A 17244-nucleotide genomic window follows, 5' to 3' on the forward strand; every position below is an offset into this window, starting at 1 on the left:
AATATTTAACCTAGAGAAATACCTTTAATTTTTTTAAATAATGAAACAGCATATGAGTCTGTCATTCCTGATATATAATCTGTAACTCTTAAAATATTTAAATATTTTTTACTACCAAGTTGCCCATCAAATATTATTTGCCCCGGAAGCATATCCCTAATCTTATCACTTTTTTTATTCTTTTTATTAGAATATATTGTGGTTTTTCCATCATCTACAGCAGTAATAAACTCATTTAATAAACCTGATATAACTTCATATCCTGCAACTTCTATGGAAAGAACTTCCTGACAATTATATACTTTACTTTTAATCTCTGCTTTAATATTTTCTATTTTTTGGTTTATTTCTTGGTCATCAGCTTCTAACAAAGGGGTATCGAAATTACCAACCAGCAATTCATCTTCATGTTTTTTAAATGACTCAACAGCAACATCTATCAGTTTGTTGATTGCTTTCCCTCGCAGATATCTTATATTTTCTCTCCAACCAGATTTATCATTTCTCTCTTGTAATTTTTCTCTATGCTCCTCTCCCGCAATATCGAGCAGCAAATTTTCAGTTGTTTTATAATCAATATAGCCCATGTTAAATCCATCTTCAAAATCCATAAGACGATAGCAAATATCATCAGCCGCTTCTACGAGAAAAGCTAATGGGTGTCTGCACCACCATGCTGAGTTTTCATCAATTCGTATTAAACCAACTTTCTCTGCAATTTCTTCAAAGATTTCCTTCTCAGATTGAAAGAATCCGTACTTTTTAGCACTGGTTCTCTTTTGAAGAGCCTGTTTCAAAATCTCATTATCATCTTCAATTTTAATCAAAGATTCTCTAGGGTACTTACTAAAGGTAGCTAGAGTAGCATATGTAAGCTGCATACCCTTACGTTTAGTTTGTCTTTCCGCTCTCGTAATGATTCTAAATCCTTGAGCGTTACCTTCAAACAAATCTAAATCTTCTCTTTCTTGGGAATTTAGTTGTTCTAGATGTCTTTTTCCTGTTTCTGAGTAAAACCAGGCTTGTATGGCATTTTCACCAGAATGACCAAATGGGGGATTACCTATATCATGAGCAAGACAAGCAGCCTGTACTATAGCACCAAAGCTTGCTTCATTTAAACCTTGTTCATTAATTAGTTGCTGTAAAACTTCTTTATGTTTTTTTAGTATATGTACACCGACAATCCTGCCTAATGAGCGTCCTATACAGGATACTTCAAGACTGTGAGTTAATCTATTATGAATGTGGTCATTATCATTTATTGGAAAAACTTGTGTTTTATCCTTTAATCTCCTAAACGACTCTGAAAATATGATTCTATCGAAGTCCCTTTCAAAAGGACTTCGATTATGAGGATCTTCATTAAGATGCCTTTCGTGTTCTTGACGGTCACTGCACAACAATTTATCCCATTGCATTTTTTTCTTACTCATATTTTTTAATAAATTACGCCTGATATGAATTAAAAACTCATGTTGTCCCATCAAGGGTTCCACATTTGTCCAAAACATGATTTTTCAATCATTATAGTAAAATACTATACTTTAATTAAAAATTATTGTCAGCATTTTCTTCTAAAGATTATTACATAAAAGTCAACAAAAAAGCTGTGCCAAATAGTGTTTAGATTAATTGGTACTTTGAACAGGGCGCTGGACACAATGATTGAGGTGCAAAAAAGTGATTTTCAGAATGCTTGTCCAATAAGACATTAAACTAAGCGTAACTTTCTGTACGGTTGCTCATTTACCCCCAAGTACTAGACAAAGTGGATTAGACATGTAATTCTTGTTTTTCATGACCAGTTCGTTTTGGGAAGGAGTTTGGGGTATGGGAATGCCTTGTGAAATAAATAATATTCTGAAGCTGAATGAAAATCAGGGTCATCCCAAAATTCTTATGCTCAGGTCTCATCATCAAGCTTTAAAGAGTGGTTACAGAATTATTCCTGTAGATGTTCCAATTCTCCTTGTGGACGAAAACTGGATTGCTCATGCAGACGTAATTGTTCGTAGACTTACTTGGGAAAAAGAAGAAACTTCTGTTGAGTTTGAAATTGATAGGATTTACAATACTCCGTTCTGTGTCAAGGAAGTAAACTGTACTCACGTATAAGGACCACAACGAAAGATTATTTTTGTTGGATTGCTCCTAGAGAAACTAATGTGGTTATTTGAGCTTCTGTTAGACCTTTCACACCTGTGATGTCTAAATTTTCATATGGTCTGGAAGGTCTTAGCGTTTTAGAACAATTTCCTGTTTTAATATCCCAAATCCTGATAGTTTCATCTTCACCACTGCTTACAGCAATTGAATCACTCGGATCAAAAACTACTGACCAAACTTCTTTTGTATGTTCTTTTAGAGTTTGAATACATTCCCCATTATTGAGATTCCAAAGTTTTACAGTTTGGTCATCACTACTGCTAATAATAAATTTTCCATTTGAATTAAAGTTAACGGTTCTGACTCGACCAGTGTGTCCTTGTAACACTCTAAAACATTTGCCAGTATATATATTCCATATTCGAATTGTTTGGTCGTCACTACTACTTGCAAGTATGTTATCAGGACTAAAGCACACAGATCTGACACAGTTAGTGTGACCATTGAAAGTCTTGAAGCAGTGTCCTGTGTTAGTGTTCCAGAGTTTGATAGAATGATCATCGCTACCAGTTGCTATAACGCGATCATCAGTACTGAAGGCTACTGAGTGTACCTCATCTAAGTGTCCTTCCAAGCAGTTAAAATATTTTCCTTCGGAAAAACTCCATAGAATGACTTTGTGGTCGCGGCTTGTACTAGCCAAAAATTGCCCATTGTGGCTAAAAGCGATTGACCAAACCCAACTTTCATGCCCTTCCAAAATTTTTAGACACTGACCAGTTTTTACATTCCAAATCCTTACTATATGATCATCACTGCCACTAGCAACTAAACAACCATCAGGGCTAAAAGCAACACATTCTACACAATCAGCATGTCCTTCTAATTCTAAAAAACATTCACCACTTTTAATGTTCCACAGTCTAACAATTTTATCGTAACTCCCCGTAGCAATTATTTGTCCATTTGCATTTGGACTAAATGCAACAGAGCGTATAGGGTTTGTATATCCAAACAAAGTCCGAAGGTTTTCACCAGTTTCAACCTTCCATAATCTAATAGTTTGATCACTGCCACCACTAGCAATAATTTTATTATCAGGGCTGAAAGCAATAGTTCGTACTGAGTTAGTATGACCTTTAAAAACTCTAAGACACTCCCCAGATTCAAAATCCCAAAGCCTTGCAATTTTGTCATCACTTCCAGTTGCAAGGTATTTCTCATCTGAGCTAAGTGCAAGAGACCAAATACGTTGGCTATGGGCATTAATTGTTTTATAGCATTGGCCATTTTCAATAGACCAAAACCTAATGTCTCCATTATCATCGCCACTTATTAAGATTTGATGGTTTTTGCTATAAGCAATTGACCTTATAGAAAGTGACTGGCTATCTCGTTCAGCCTTCAAGACCTTAAAGCAATTTCCAGTAGATAAATCCCATAATCGAATTGCAGTATCACTGCTAAATAAAATTTTATTATCGTGACTGAATAAAACTGCTCTTACTCGGTCACTATGATCCTCGATAGTTTTCAAGCATTCTCCAGTACTAACATGCCATATTTTTACTGTCTTATCTTCACTACCGCTAGCCAGTAATGCACCATTAGAGCTAAAAATTACTGAGTAAATCTGGTCAGTATGTTCGTTTAAAACTTTAAGACATTTACCAGTACGACTATCCCATAGTCGTACTGAGTAGTCGCTACTAGCTGTAGCTAACAAGTTATTATTTGGGCTAAAGGTGACTGTTCTAACCCAACTATTGTGTCCTTTACAAGTTAAAAATAATTGTCCAGTTGCTATGTTCCATATGTGAATTTCACCATTAGAATCACCAGTCGCTATAAATTCTCCATTTGGACTAAATGCTACCGATAGAATAGTACCTAATGTTTCTGTAAAAGTACATTCAGATAACTCTGCATAAGCAAGATTTACTCTCTGTAAAACTTTATTCTGTAAATATGCTTGACGAATATATAAACCAGAAAAATCATATTCTGATAAATTTATTTCTAGAAAACAGAGTAGATTTAAGATGTTGCCCGCTGCATATCCTTTTCTTAGCGTTAAAGAGTTGTCTTTCAATTTTATAAGAATTTTTTTTAGATGCTCTTGAAGAGCTTGAATACTACAAAAGCTTTCTACTAAAGGTTGAATAATTAAGCGGCATTGCGAAGTTCTAATATATTCTTTAGCTTGCGCTTTAACAAAGGCATATTTATTAATAAATTCGATGTTTTCTGTATTCAATTCAATATAAATAGACTCTATAAAGCGATCAATTACATATTCCAAAACTACTGGTTGTAAAGTAAAACACGTAGCAGATTTTTCAACTAAAGACCTACGAGTTAAAAATCCTAGTGCTTCACTTAATCTAGTTCTCAATTTATGTGGTTTTTCTGTAGAGATTAAATCTTGGCGTAATTGTTCAGGTGAGATAGGTTCAAGCTCTATAGCCAACCAGTACATTAATGTTTTTTCAAGTTCAGATAAGCGATTAAATTGTTCATCAAGAACATCATTAATTCTGCCTATATAGCTACAATCTTTTTGATCTAAAAAATCAGATATGCTGCCAGAAAAAACTTCATTAATATGAGTTGAAATAATTTTCAACGCTAGTGGATTGCCATTATATAATCTAATTAGCTCTTCGCATCGTTTCTGGGATATACCAATGCCTTTATCTTTAAGAACTTCTTTTCCTTCTGAATTATCTAATCCAGAAACCTGCAAAGAACGAACAAATAATTTCTCCCCTTCTAGTTCTGTAATGTCTCTTGTTTTTTCTCGACTGGTTAGAATTAAACAGTTTTGGTGAGATGATTCTCCTAATCTACGTAAAAGATTTCCATATTCTTCATATCCTTTCCGAAATTTACCTGTTGAATCACCTTTTTCTAATATAGACTCTATATTATCTAGTATTACTAAGCACCGTAATGATTGTAGATAATAAAGTAATTTTGTTATTTTTTCGCTAGTAGATTCCTCTGATTCTAGTTCTTGCTGGTTAGAAAAAAAATTAATTAAATCTGTCAAAATTTTATTTATTGGTGGAGCTTCACGTAAACTTCGCCAAATAAGGTATTGAAAATCATCTTGGACTTGTTGAGCTAGTTTAATTGATAGTGAACTTTTTCCTATTCCTCCTATACCAAAAAGCATGATTACGCGGCATTTTTCATCAATAATCCAATGTTTTAAGGTTTTCAGTTGCTCTGTGCGTCCATAGAATATAGAAACATCAACTGCTTCACCCCAATCCTGATAGCCTTTAGCAGGGATACCTACACCCTCTCTATCGCTTAATCTTTCACTATTTAAACCTTTTTTATTATTTATTTGAATTTCTTTTTCTAATCGTTCAATTTCTTTTTTACATTGCTCGATTTGTTCCCCTAACTCAAACTTCTTTGTCGTATCTGAGGTTATAGCCTTATTGTATTCTAAAAATAGAAGTTTTTTATGTAGGATATCAAGTACATCTTGTATATTTGAAGGGTCGTTTTTACTCATATTTTTTTATAAGGAGTGATTTTATATTTCGCCAAGCTTTAGTCATAAATGCTTCAGTATCTATCTCCAATTCATATGATGCTATAAGGGGAATGACAGGTAACGCGACTTTTAACTTGGCTGCCGCAGATTGACCTGGATCATTTAATGCTTCTTTGATTTCTCTAAGTGACTGTCTCATTTCATCAGAAAAAGTTTGGTTTCGACATTTTTCAATTTGTCCAACGGCTTGAGATACCTCAATAAGGGCACTCTCAGCCTCTAAATCTGAAATTATATTTGCTTCTTGAACTGTTATTGATAGGACTTCTCCATACTCAAGTTCATACTTGCTAATATCTGGCAATATTTCCCTTTTAATTCGTTGCCTTAATTCAAACTTAGCATTTTCGTTAGAGTTGAGTGCTAAATCTTTTTGAAAAACACCTAATTTTTCATAATAAATCTCTAAAATTTCTTCTAAATCTTTCAACCTTTGAATTAAATCTCTTTTAGTAGTCATTTTATCATCTCTCCATTTTTTTATGATTTTAATACTTTTTTATGGAAAACTAACAGAAAAGTGCCATTTCGTTGAATGATTGCTTTCCCAAGATTATTTGCTTTTTTAAGCATTTTTACTGGATATGGGAGCAGCGTTTTTGATATCGTAATTTTGATAGCAAACTGTATATATACAAGGACACCAGGGGCAACACTTGAAATAAACTCTATGAGCCTCAAGTAAAAGTCGAAATAAGTAGGGGCTTTTTCAAGATGAAATATATACTATTCTAATAGCAGTAATACTTAGAAAATATGAAGCCGTAGCCTAACTGAATTATATGTAAATTTGTAATCAATTACATCTGTTAATTTGTAAATATGTTAAATTACAAATTTGTACATATCCATAAAGCTTTTTATGGCAAGTATTTCGGCTTTGTAATAATGTAACTAATTACAAAATAACAAACTTACATTTATGAAAATTGCCATTCTGAACCAGAAAGGGGGCAGTGGTAAGACAACAGTATCCATCTGGCTCATGCTTTAAAATTAAAAGGGTATCGAGTATTACTAGTAGACACTGACCCCCAAGGCTCCTCCCGTGATTGGGCAGCAGCCCGTAATGGAGAAGCACCATTTAGCGTCATGGCGTTAGATCGCCCGATTATCCACAAAGAATTGCCCAAATTAGCGCAGGGGTATGAATACGTACTGATTGATGGTGCGCCCAGAGTTTCTGACCTCACCCGTTCAGCAATTATGGCAGTAGATTTTGTGCTAATCCCCATCCAGCCATCACCCCTAGATATCTGGGCAGTGCATGAAGTAGTCGAGCTTATTCAGGAAGCAACTATATATAAGCCAGATTTGTCAGCTGCATTTTTGGTTAACCGGAAGGTTGTTAATAGCAGCATTGCGCGGGAAGTATCCGAAGTCTTACAGCAGTATCCCTTTCCGGTATTGAACGCCCAAATTAGCCAACGAGTAGTTTTTGCTGAGTGCTTAAATAGCGGCAGTACAGTTTTGGAAACTGCTCCAAAAAGTGCGGCTGCGGATGAAGTCAGGGCAGTTTGTGAGGAAATTTTAGCATCTGTAAAGGAACCAACGAATCATGGCAGAAACTAAAAGAACATCAAAACTTAGCTTAAAGCCAGGAGTGAAGACAACGCCTGTTATAGACGAGCAAGCAGCATGGGTTGAAAGTCGTAATGGTGTTGATGCCTCTGTTGCCAAGGAAGAACCCAGCAATAGCAAGATGAAGCGGATTACCTTTGAGGTAACAGAAACCCAGCATCAGACAATTAAAATTTGCGCTACTAAGAAAGGGATGAGCATCAAGGAACTAATGATTTCCCTCATTGAACAGGAGTTGGAGGATTAATGTAATAATTAACATTATTACATTTGTAGATTATTACAAAATGACAGATTTACATTTTCCTCTAGATGAAGGTGTAGAGATGTTGTTATAAGAATATATAACGACTTTTTCTGGTAGATGGGTCTACTAGCGCCAAAAAATCAAAGCAGCGCATTATAGCTTTTTGCGCTCCCATTGGTGAATATATAAGGAAAAGTCATCGTCATCGCCCCAAACCCTGATGATTCCGTGAAATCCATGCCGCTCTATTGATAAGCAGAAATTATCTGTGGTTTGACCTGCCACACCCCTGACGCTAGAATAAGGTTTAGAGCCTCTACATCGGAATCTTGTACTATGTCGGTGTAAGATAATCTTATGAAAATAGATCGGCATGACCAAGCCAAAATCTTATCTTCAGATGAAATATCCCGGTTGTTCAGCATCGGATTAAAAACTCCACGCGATCGGGCATTGTTTGGTGTCTGCTTGTACACAGGCACTCGGATTGCCGAAGCCTGTTCCTTGCATACTAAAGATGTATACAGCATTGATGGCAGTGTGCGCCCCCGTGTAACAATTCGCAAGGGGACGACTAAGGGCAAAATTGAAACTCGCTCTGTGCCAGTCAATTCTGAGTTAAAGGAATTACTAGAAGCTTACCATTCACCGAAGGTCTATCTATTTCCTGGTCGTCACGGTAGAGGACACATCCACCCAGATTCAGCAGATAAGATTCTGCGGGCTGCTTTCATGGAACTGCTTATAGAGGGGGCCAGTACTCACAGCTTCCGTCGCACCTGCTTAACTCAAATGCACAGGTCTGGGGTGCCACTAAAGGTAATCCAGAAAATTTCGGGTCACAGAACTTTATCTGCTTTGCAAAAATATCTAGAGGTACTAGATGAGGATTTAGAATCAGCAGTTTCAACACTCAAGTTTTAGTCCAGAATGGAAAAGATTGACGCAGCCATTTCTGGTTTCCCAATCCAATCAGCTATAGCGAGGCAACAGCCATGCAAAATCTCACTAGAATTACCCGCAACCCAGAAGTAATGGGCGGCAAACCCTGTATCCGGGGAATGCGTGTCACCGTTGGTACTATTGTCGGCTTAATGGCATCTGGACACAGTTCAAGCGACATCCTCAAGGCTTATCCCTACCTAGAAGAAGCCGATATCTATGAAGCACTTGCCTATGCTGCATGGCGGGCTGAAGAAATTGAAGTCCCGCTGATAAGTGCATGAAAATTTTGATTGATATGAACCTTTCCCCTGATTGGGTCGCGGTTTTTGAGAGGTATAACATTACCGCTGTCCACTGGTCTACCGTTGGCGATCCCCGTGAGAAAGATTCGGTAATTATGGAGTGGGCCAGAACTAATGCATATATTGTCTTTACCCACGATTTAGACTTCGGTTCCCTGTTAGCTGCCACAGGGGCAGATACTCCCAGTGTAATTCAGGTTCGAACTCAGGATATTTTGCCTACCAGTATTGAAAATCTAGTTATTTCAGCCTTGAATCAGTTTGAGTCTTCACTGGAGTCAGGCGCTTTAGTAACAGTTGACAAAGCCCAATCTAGGGTGCGTATTTTACCGATTAAACGTGGTTAGTCTGGAGTTTTTACTCGTGGGGTAGCAACCAGGAACCGCTGCGCTTTGCAATTTCCCAGGCTGCCACGCTGAAAAATACTCCACTACCCAGAAAACTAAGTGCAGCCTGCAAAAAATTGCAATTCCTGGTTGCTTGAGAGGTTTAACTAGGACGAGTGGGTAGCGAGCGCCTACCAATGTAAAGCCAACGCCCTCACCCAGTCAGGGTTTTGGCAAGAGTAACTTACTGAGTCAATTATTTTAATTTTCTTAGAAATTACTTGTAATTTAAAGCAAACTACTTATTTAAACAAGTATCTTACTTTGACTTAAATTATCTCTTATCTGTAACTTACTTAATTGGTAATAACTCCATACGGCTTGCCTTATTCAATCTGAGTAAGATACTAACTATAGTCTATATATCAAAAGTCAGACATTAGTCAGTTACTTTAGTTTTCTTCACTCAATTTAGTAACCTAATAAACAAAAATAGCAAGTTACCATTAAATTATAGGTAACTTACTTTAAGTTGACGCAAAGGCAACTTCACCCCCAAATCAAAAGCGCCCTCCCATTTGGAAGAGCGCCTTTTATTGACAGAGAAGTTATTATCTTATGTCTAGAAAGATTAACCGTTGATAGCAGGAGCAGCTAAAGCAACAGGAGCAACATCACCAGCAGCCAAATCTAAGGGGAAGTTGTGAGCATTGCGCTCGTGCATTACTTCCATACCGAGGTTAGCGCGGTTGATTACGTCAGCCCATGTACCGATTACACGACCTTGAGAATCAATGATTGATTGGTTGAAGTTGAAACCGTTTAAGTTGAAAGCCATTGTGCTGACACCCAAAGCGGTAAACCAGATACCGATTACAGGCCAAGCAGCTAAGAAGAAGTGAAGTGAACGGCTGTTGTTGAAAGAAGCGTATTGGAAAATCAAGCGACCGAAGTAACCGTGTGCTGCAACGATGTTGTAGGTTTCTTCTTCTTGACCGAACTTGTAACCGTAGTTTTGTGATTCGGTTTCGGTTGTTTCCCGAACCAAGGAAGATGTAACCAAAGAACCGTGCATTGCAGAGAACAAGGAACCACCGAATACACCAGCTACTCCCAGCATATGGAAGGGGTGCATCAAGATGTTGTGTTCAGCTTGGAACACGATCATGAAGTTGAAGGTTCCGGAGATACCTAAAGGCATACCATCGGAGAATGAACCTTGACCGATTGGGTAGATGAGGAAGACTGCGGTTGCTGCTGCTACTGGTGCAGAGAAGGCTACGCAAATCCAAGGACGCATTCCTAAGCGGTAAGATAGTTCCCATTCACGACCGAGGTAGCAAGCTACGCCGATTAAGAAGTGGAATATTACTAGTTGGTAAGGTCCACCGTTGTACAACCACTCATCTAAGGATGCTGCTTCCCAGATTGGGTAGAAGTGTAATCCAATTGCGTTGGAGGAAGGAACTACTGCACCGGAGATGATGTTGTTTCCGTATAGTAATGAACCTGCTACTGGTTCGCGGATGCCGTCGATGTCTACGGGGGGAGCGGCGATGAAGGCGATTACGAAGCAAGCGATCGCAGATAGAAGGGTGGGAATCATCAAGACTCCAAACCAACCGATGTAGATGCGATTTTCAGTGCTGGTGATCCATTCGCAGAATCTATCCCAGACGTTAGCGCTTTGGCGCTGTTGAATGGCTGTGGTCATGGTTTTATAATTGCGGTTATGTTTTTTATAAATCAGACAAGTTTGTTTCTTTGTCTGTAACAATACTTTACACTGCTTTACAAAAGTTAAGCAAGTAAATTAGCTTCAGTAAAAATGATACAAGGTATAATATTTGCTTATCTAAAGGCGCGATTTTTGTCGGAAATGGTTGATGTTCTGATTCTCGCCAAATAGCGACAAGGTAAACCTCGCCAATAGAATAGAGCAAGAATTAGCATTTAAAACAGTGGAGAGATTTGGCGGGAAAGAACGGATGCTGGGAGGCTTTACCGCTCGTAACAGCTTCCCCGTTTACGATCTGAGCAAATCTATTTGCTATTTGCTATTTGCGAATGTAGAATCAGATTAGATTCGCTATTCGCGAATAGGAGTAATGCTGCCATGTTAAAACCTCAAGACATTGTTGTTTCACTTAAAGTGCATAACTTGCGTTCTCAAGTGTGGACTTACAGTGGACTTGCCAATAGCCTGCATATGAGTCAATCCGAAGTTCATGCTGCACTCAAAAGATGTGAAGTCAGTGGTCTGTATGATTGTGCTTCTAAAAAGATTAGGAAGCCAGCTTTGCTCGAATTCCTCATTCATGGACTTAAATACGTATTTCCTGGGCAACCTGGTCCTTTGAGCCGGGGAATGCCAACTGCACATTCCGCCGAGCCTTTAAAAAACTTACTTGTCGTCGATCCTGCTGATGCTTACGTATGGCCTGCTCCAGATGGAACTGTGAGGGGGCAAACTATTACTCCCTTGTATAAATCAGTTCCTGCTGCTGCTAAGGACGACTCAGAACTATATGAGTTGCTGAGTTTGATTGACGCACTTCGGGTTGGTCGTGCGCGGGAACAACGTCTTGCTGCTCAGGAACTTGAACAAAGATTAGCCCATGAATGAGCAAATACAAATGCTGTCCAAGGCGGCCAAATTACTTTCTTCCTTGGATGAGCGTATAATTTTTACAGGCGGTGCAACAATATCACTCTACCTTGATGAGGTTTCTGCTGCCGATGTGCGCCCAACAAAAGATGTTGATTGTGTTGTTGAAATTACCACTACTGCTGAATATTATCGGCTATCAGACAAACTGCGTGAAATTGGACTAGAGGAGTATACAGGAGGCGGACCACTCTGTCGCTGGCAATATCAGGAACTAATGATAGATATCATGCCGACTGACCCTTCTGTACTGGGATTTTCCAATTCCTGGTATATACCAGGAATCACTCAAGCAATTACCTATAACCTTCCTAGTAGTCAGCAGATATGGATTTTTCCAGTATCTTATCTTCTGGCATCAAAGATTGAGGCGTTCAATAGTCGAGGAAAGCGCGACTTCTACGGCAGTCCTGATTTAGAAGATATTGTGTTATTGCTAGACGGCTGTCCTTATTTGGAAGAGGAACTTCAGCAGGCAGACGCAGTGGTAATAACATTTATCAAAGAATGGTTGACAACTGAACTCAAAACACTCAGGGAATATGCCCCCTATCACCTTTCGTTTGTCGCTAAAAATGCTGGTCGTGAGCAATTGCTCCTGTCTCTAATTGAAAGATTAGCTGCTATATAAAACCAGACACTCTACTCCCAGTTCAAGAACTTGGTCTTACTCAAAAAATGTCAAATCTCAGCCATCTCTGGGTTGCTATCTCCCTCTAGTCAGGGTTTTGGCAATAGTAAGTTACTGAGTATATTATTTTAATTTACTTATAAATTACAAGTAATTTAAAGCAAGCTACTTATTTAAAGAAGTATCTTACTGTCACTTAAATTATCTTTTATCTGTAACTTACTTAATTGATAATAGTTCCCCATTGCTTGCCTTATTCAAGCTGAGTAAGATACTAAATATAGTTTATATATCTAAAGTAAAATAATTGTTGTTTTTAGTAAGGTACTTTAGTTTTCTTAACTCAATGCAGTAATCTACTAAACATAGACAGGAGCAAGCGTTTCGTTATATAATTCGGCGCATCTCTGGCTACGCCACGCAAGCTATCATACAGAATTGGTATAAGTTGCGTCCGTGTAGACGAGAGTATAGAAAGCTCTGAAATAAGCTAATCATCGGCTTTCTGCTTTACTGTATAGACTCCGGTGTAGAAATGTCGTCCAATTACAGACTGCAAGTATTGGCAAGCATAACTGGGTATCTGCCCTATTTTGGTGTCTTGTAAATCTAGCCAGTTGTAATGAAGCGATGAAAGAGTGTTGATAATTAGCTTTTTAGGGGGGTATGCTATGACACTCTATTGGCAACTGGCGAGGGAGTGGGAAAATTATCGTTGAAGTTCTGTTTTATCCCGTCTTCCCTGTTGATTTTTTTATTAAACCGTTAACAGTAAAATTTTAGTTGCCAAATTGCCGATTCTTGAAAAGCTGGATTGGAATGTCTCCGTGTCGCCTGCTAATCTTTTCATAATTGCGATTGCCTACTCCAGGGGCGCATCAGCGCAATCGCCTACGGCGGCTCATAAAGGAGCATCGCAAAAGTGCAATTTCGTGTAGACCGTGTAATCCTCGCAAATATTTCTCCATTCAGAGGGCGAAGGTTTGAATTCTCGCCAAATGTCGCCAGCAATGTGTGTTAGTATTTGGCGAGATTGGCGAGGTTTCTATGAACAAACAAGAAGCAGCAGATTTTCTGGGTGTTAGTGTCCGGGCGCTGGAACGTTATGTGCAGCAGGGGCGGATCAGTGTTAAGTATGAGAAAGGGAAAACCCGCCCCACTGCTAACTTTGAAAAAGCAGAGCTAGAAGCTTTTAGAGAAGAATTGAACCAGCCCTCTGTTAAGCCTGCCTTTGAATCTCGCCAAACTGCGACAGATGAATCTCGTCAAATATTGTCAGAGAGTGAATATCGCCAAATAGCGACAGACCAAGAGCAGGAGACAGGTATTGCAGTCAAAACACCAGGCGAGATTACGGAATTTGGCGAGATTGCCACAGTTGATAGACTGGCCTCGATCATTGAGGGATTGTTGAGTAAAAGTGAGAATCAACCAGTAGTTGCAATTGCTGATAAGCTGCTGCTGTCGATGGCAGAAGCACAGGCGTTAACTGGGTTGTCTAGGGAATTTCTCAAGGATGCAATTACTTCTGGTGAACTAAAAGCCAAAATGATTGGTAAAGGTTGGCGGATTAAGCGCAGTGACCTGGATGAGTATATTGACAAGCTATTCTGATTCTCGCCAAATAGCGACAATGTAAACCTCGCCAATAGCATAGAGCAGGCATCAGCATTTGAAACAGTGGCGAGATTTGGCGGGAACGGATGCTAAGAGGCTTTACCGCTCGTAACAACTTCCCCATTTACGATCTGAGCAAATCTATTTGCTATTTGCGATTGATGGGAGAGCGTCCATGCTAGAAAATATAGATAATGCAGGCAGAACCAACCATGACTGAAGTCAAGTCTACTCGCCCAGTTCGTCGGGGGAGAATCTTCCCGGAAATTCAGTGGACGCAAGAACAAAAAGCTCAATGGCAAGCTGAACGCGAAACCTTGTATCAACGCTGCAAACTAATTTTTGAGCAGGTACAACCAGAATTAATCAAAACTCACTACAACTGGTACATAGCAGTTGAGCCGGACAGTGGCGAATATTTTCTTAATGAAAATGCGTTTTTTGCAGCACAGAAGGCACATGAAAAATACCCCAATGTCAAGCTGCACGTTTTCCGCATCAATGAAACTGGGGTGTGTGGCAGGATATGATTTCGGGTAAGTTTGGTGATGAGGATGAATTATTTTTTGAGATAGAGTTGATAGCTGCTGACGGTTTAGAACTACCAGTAGAAGCACTTTTTGATACAGGTTTTTCTTGGTGGCTGGCAATTAACAACCAGGATTTAGAAGCACTGGATTGGATGTATCTAGAACAACAAACAATGCTCACAGCCCAGGGAGATGCGGAGTTTGACATTTATTTAGGAAAAGTGCGAATCGACGGACAAGATTTTGATATTCCTGTCCACGTGGGACAAGGATTGTCTGAAGTTTTGCTTGGTCGCCAGTGGTTAAAAAACAGACGGTTGGTGGTGGATATATCGTCTGGTGTGTTAACGCTGGGTTGACACTCTCCTAGTCAAAGTAATTCGTAATTATTCGGTCAGGGTTTTAACAAGAGTAACTTACTAAGTCCGCTACTTTAATTTACTTGTAAAGTATAAGTAACTTAAAGCAAACTAATTACTATACTTAGTATCTTACTTTAGCTTAAATCTTTTACTGTCTGTAATTTACTTTATTTTTAATAACTCGACACTGCTTGCCTTATTTAATCTGAGTAAGTTACTAACTAAAGTCTATATATCTAAAGTAAGATAATTGTTATTTTTAGTCATTTACTTTAGTTTTATTAACTCAACACAGTAATCCACTAAACCCAAATAGCACGCTACCATTAAATTACAGGTAACTTACTTTAAGTTGCATTTGTTAGAATGTAACTAACTTTCACATACCACTACTAGATAAAGCAGAGTACATGGCGACTAAAGAATGGTTGAACAATCACGCTAAAGTCACTGCCTACCTAGACTTTAGCCTCTACGCTAGTTTAGAAAAGTGGATGCAAAAACACAAAATCAAAAAAGCATCTCAAGCTCTGACTATTATACTTGAGCATTACCTTGAGGGGAATATTCCCATTGAAGTTATGCCAGAAAACCTCGAACAAGAGGTGAAGCGGCTGAAGGTGAAAACCACCGAAATAGATAGCCTAGAGGCAACTGTCGCTGAACAACAAAGCGAGTTTAATGATGAGATCAACTCACTCAGAACAGAAATTGATGAATTACGACAAGCCCTTATTAATGCGGGGTTATCATCTCTGAAAGAGAAGGTAGAAGATATTCCTAGAGGACAAATTAAGTTTTCATATTCTGATGAAGATGTAAAACTTGGGCTTACCAAAACTGACCTGTGTGAGAAGATAGATATTAACGGCAGCACAATTAATCAATGGGCAACGATGCTTAATCTTGACCCTGATGAATATTTGTTTGAGTTGACGGGCTGGAAGAAACCCCCTAATACCCGTCGATACTTCCCGGTGAAGGATAATGAGTCTAACCAAAAATAATCAGCAAAAACTAGCTATTAGCCTTCAATTACCAAGTTTTAGACGCGGGTATGCTCCCGCGTCTAATTTCTAACGTGAGGTTGAAAGTGCGCTCTCTTGGGATAAACAATAAATAGCCGTTTGGAACTTGTCTTGTGAGGACAAAGTATGCTCTGATAGGGTAATCTCTGCATTGGGGTGGAAAAATTGTGCTGAGGTAATTATGATTACAGGAAAATTAGAAGTAACAATCAAAATTAATGAACTGCCAGAAGCCACGACCACCGATAACGGCTGGCAACAGTTCGAGGTTGATTGCGATGGTCGGATTATTAGCGTTACAGTCAAGCCGAAAGTTTGGAAGAAACTGACTGATGCCCAAGCTAACTACCCACAATGGGTAGGAGCGATTGCTGGCAAGTTGGGAGAGGCCACCGATAACGGTTTTGTGCTGTTAGAGCCAAATATCCAGACTTTTGAGAAAAAGGCAAAAACACCAGCCGCAGATGCGGCTAGTGCTACTTGAGCAAAAGTTTTGCCACAGATAGATGGATAATCACAGCTTACACAAGGGTTTCACCAGCAGGCTTGATTACCCCATGAACCACTATCAACAGATGTAGCAACATTAAAAGTTAAAAATCTAACAAATGTTAGAGTGCATCGGTGCAAAACTTCTGTATGATCTGGCTAATACGTAAATGAAGCGAGTAATGGAGATGAAGATATAGGTGAAGAGATAACAACTATAAAACGGCAACAGGACAAAACGATACTAACTAGTACACGCTTTGTCCCATCATAGAATTGCCGGTTTTAACTTTGCTCAATAGTATCAGAGCGGGGTTAATTTCAAAGAAACCGAAGAAGTGGGTGTTAGTTTGGCGACCGACTCCACCAATTGGCTTTCTTGAGATCATTTCGTGTTGCTTTCTATTATATAGATTGCTGCAACATTTCAAGCCTTCCGACTGGAATATTTTAGAAAATAAATGATCTGACTCAGGACTTACCCACCTTTCATTACTGATTAAAACAAGAGATAAAATCTGGAAGTATTGTATAGTAAGAGTTTTAGCAGTTTCGTCTACTTCCTACCCCTTACTATTTACGGTATCTAGAAAAAAGAGATAGGGTGGGGAATGCAAGAGGACAAGAAGAAATTATTGAATGAATCTCTTTCTTGTCTCCCCCATCTGCCCAAACCCCAGATTTTTAAACAACCTGTGTAAGTCCTAAGATTCTTTATTCCTCGCCAAAAAATAAGCCAACCCAGAAAGAAGCAGCAGCAAATCTCATAAATATGTAAGAGCAGCACGAATAGCCCCCTCTGATACAGAGAAAACCCAAGTATCAAGAGGAATCTACC

The 17244-nt window shown here is 38.8% G+C and carries 16 protein-coding genes and 1 pseudogene; 13 read left to right on the forward strand and 4 right to left on the reverse strand.

Features of this window, described 5'->3' with window-relative positions:
• Positions 1 to 5: 5 nt before the first annotated feature.
• Positions 6 to 1514 carry a deoxyguanosinetriphosphate triphosphohydrolase gene (locus AC012T_RS29000; RefSeq protein ID WP_487067775.1) on the reverse strand — a complete coding sequence of 503 codons (1509 nt, stop codon included), beginning with the start codon at positions 1512 to 1514 and terminating at the stop codon, positions 6 to 8.
• Positions 1515 to 1800: 286 nt separating this feature from the next.
• On the opposite strand from AC012T_RS29000, the gene AC012T_RS29005 reads away from it, so the two are divergent.
• Entirely contained in the window at positions 1801 to 2118 is a 318-nt protein-coding gene (locus AC012T_RS29005; RefSeq protein ID WP_487067777.1) for a DUF2584 domain-containing protein, read from the forward strand.
• Positions 2119 to 2134: 16 nt separating this feature from the next.
• On the opposite strand, the gene AC012T_RS29010 is transcribed toward AC012T_RS29005, so the two are convergent.
• Both AC012T_RS29010 and AC012T_RS29015 read right to left on the reverse strand, forming a co-directional pair.
• Positions 2135 to 5638, reverse strand: coding sequence for a WD40 domain-containing protein (locus AC012T_RS29010; protein ID WP_487067779.1), 3504 nt, complete (start codon positions 5636 to 5638; stop codon positions 2135 to 2137).
• Entirely contained in the window at positions 5631 to 6140 is a 510-nt protein-coding gene (locus AC012T_RS29015; RefSeq protein WP_487067781.1) for a hypothetical protein, read from the reverse strand. Before AC012T_RS29015 ends, AC012T_RS29010 begins: the two co-directional genes overlap by 8 nt.
• 462 nt (positions 6141 to 6602) lie before the next feature.
• Between AC012T_RS29015 and parA the strand changes: the two are divergent.
• The 5 genes and pseudogenes from parA to AC012T_RS29040 all read left to right on the forward strand — a co-directional run bounded on the left by parA (position 6603) and on the right by AC012T_RS29040 (position 9102).
• Positions 6603 to 7252, forward strand: a pseudogene (gene parA / locus AC012T_RS29020) (ParA family partition ATPase).
• Positions 7239 to 7508, forward strand: coding sequence for a hypothetical protein (locus AC012T_RS29025; protein WP_487067783.1), 270 nt, complete (start codon positions 7239 to 7241; stop codon positions 7506 to 7508). The pseudogene parA and the gene AC012T_RS29025 overlap by 14 nt, the downstream one beginning before the upstream one ends.
• Before the next feature lie 357 nt (positions 7509 to 7865).
• A complete protein-coding gene (locus AC012T_RS29030; protein WP_487067785.1) occupies positions 7866 to 8432 on the forward strand; it encodes a tyrosine-type recombinase/integrase in 567 nt (188 codons plus the stop codon).
• A 71-nt stretch (positions 8433 to 8503) separates the two neighbouring features.
• Entirely contained in the window at positions 8504 to 8734 is a 231-nt protein-coding gene (locus AC012T_RS29035; RefSeq protein ID WP_015328361.1) for a DUF433 domain-containing protein, read from the forward strand.
• A complete protein-coding gene (locus tag AC012T_RS29040) occupies positions 8731 to 9102 on the forward strand; it encodes a DUF5615 family PIN-like protein (protein WP_487067787.1) in 372 nt (123 codons plus the stop codon). The genes AC012T_RS29035 and AC012T_RS29040 overlap by 4 nt, the downstream gene beginning before the upstream one ends.
• Before the next feature lie 610 nt (positions 9103 to 9712).
• Here AC012T_RS29040 and psbA read toward each other — a convergent pair.
• Positions 9713 to 10795, reverse strand: a complete 1083-nt coding sequence (gene psbA / locus AC012T_RS29045; RefSeq protein ID WP_487067789.1) for a photosystem II q(b) protein — start codon at positions 10793 to 10795, stop codon at positions 9713 to 9715.
• A 402-nt stretch (positions 10796 to 11197) separates the two neighbouring features.
• Here psbA and AC012T_RS29050 point away from each other — a divergent pair, with 402 nt between their 5' ends.
• The 7 genes from AC012T_RS29050 (at position 11198) to AC012T_RS29080 (ending at position 16401) form a co-directional block, all read left to right on the forward strand.
• On the forward strand, positions 11198 to 11707 hold the full coding sequence (locus AC012T_RS29050) for a hypothetical protein (protein WP_487067791.1): 510 nt from the start codon (positions 11198 to 11200) through the stop codon (positions 11705 to 11707).
• Positions 11700 to 12380 carry a nucleotidyl transferase AbiEii/AbiGii toxin family protein gene (locus AC012T_RS29055; RefSeq protein ID WP_487067793.1) on the forward strand — a complete coding sequence of 227 codons (681 nt, stop codon included), beginning with the start codon at positions 11700 to 11702 and terminating at the stop codon, positions 12378 to 12380. The genes AC012T_RS29050 and AC012T_RS29055 overlap by 8 nt, the downstream gene beginning before the upstream one ends.
• A gap of 1047 nt (positions 12381 to 13427) precedes the next feature.
• Positions 13428 to 13994 carry a helix-turn-helix domain-containing protein gene (locus tag AC012T_RS29060; protein WP_487067795.1) on the forward strand — a complete coding sequence of 189 codons (567 nt, stop codon included), beginning with the start codon at positions 13428 to 13430 and terminating at the stop codon, positions 13992 to 13994.
• 215 nt (positions 13995 to 14209) lie between these two features.
• A complete protein-coding gene (locus tag AC012T_RS29065; RefSeq protein ID WP_487067797.1) occupies positions 14210 to 14527 on the forward strand; it encodes a hypothetical protein in 318 nt (105 codons plus the stop codon).
• Positions 14524 to 14886 (forward strand): aspartyl protease, encoded by a 363-nt coding sequence (locus tag AC012T_RS29070; protein WP_487067799.1) that lies wholly within the window; start codon positions 14524 to 14526, stop codon positions 14884 to 14886. The genes AC012T_RS29065 and AC012T_RS29070 overlap by 4 nt, the downstream gene beginning before the upstream one ends.
• Positions 14887 to 15299: 413 nt before the next feature.
• Positions 15300 to 15896, forward strand: a complete 597-nt coding sequence (locus tag AC012T_RS29075; protein ID WP_487067801.1) for a hypothetical protein — start codon at positions 15300 to 15302, stop codon at positions 15894 to 15896.
• A gap of 202 nt (positions 15897 to 16098) precedes the next feature.
• Positions 16099 to 16401, forward strand: coding sequence for a fertility inhibition FinO-like protein (locus AC012T_RS29080; RefSeq protein ID WP_487067803.1), 303 nt, complete (start codon positions 16099 to 16101; stop codon positions 16399 to 16401).
• The last annotated feature ends 843 nt before the right edge of the window (positions 16402 to 17244 follow it).

Source organism: Anabaena sp. EIM26 (assembly GCF_057568715.1).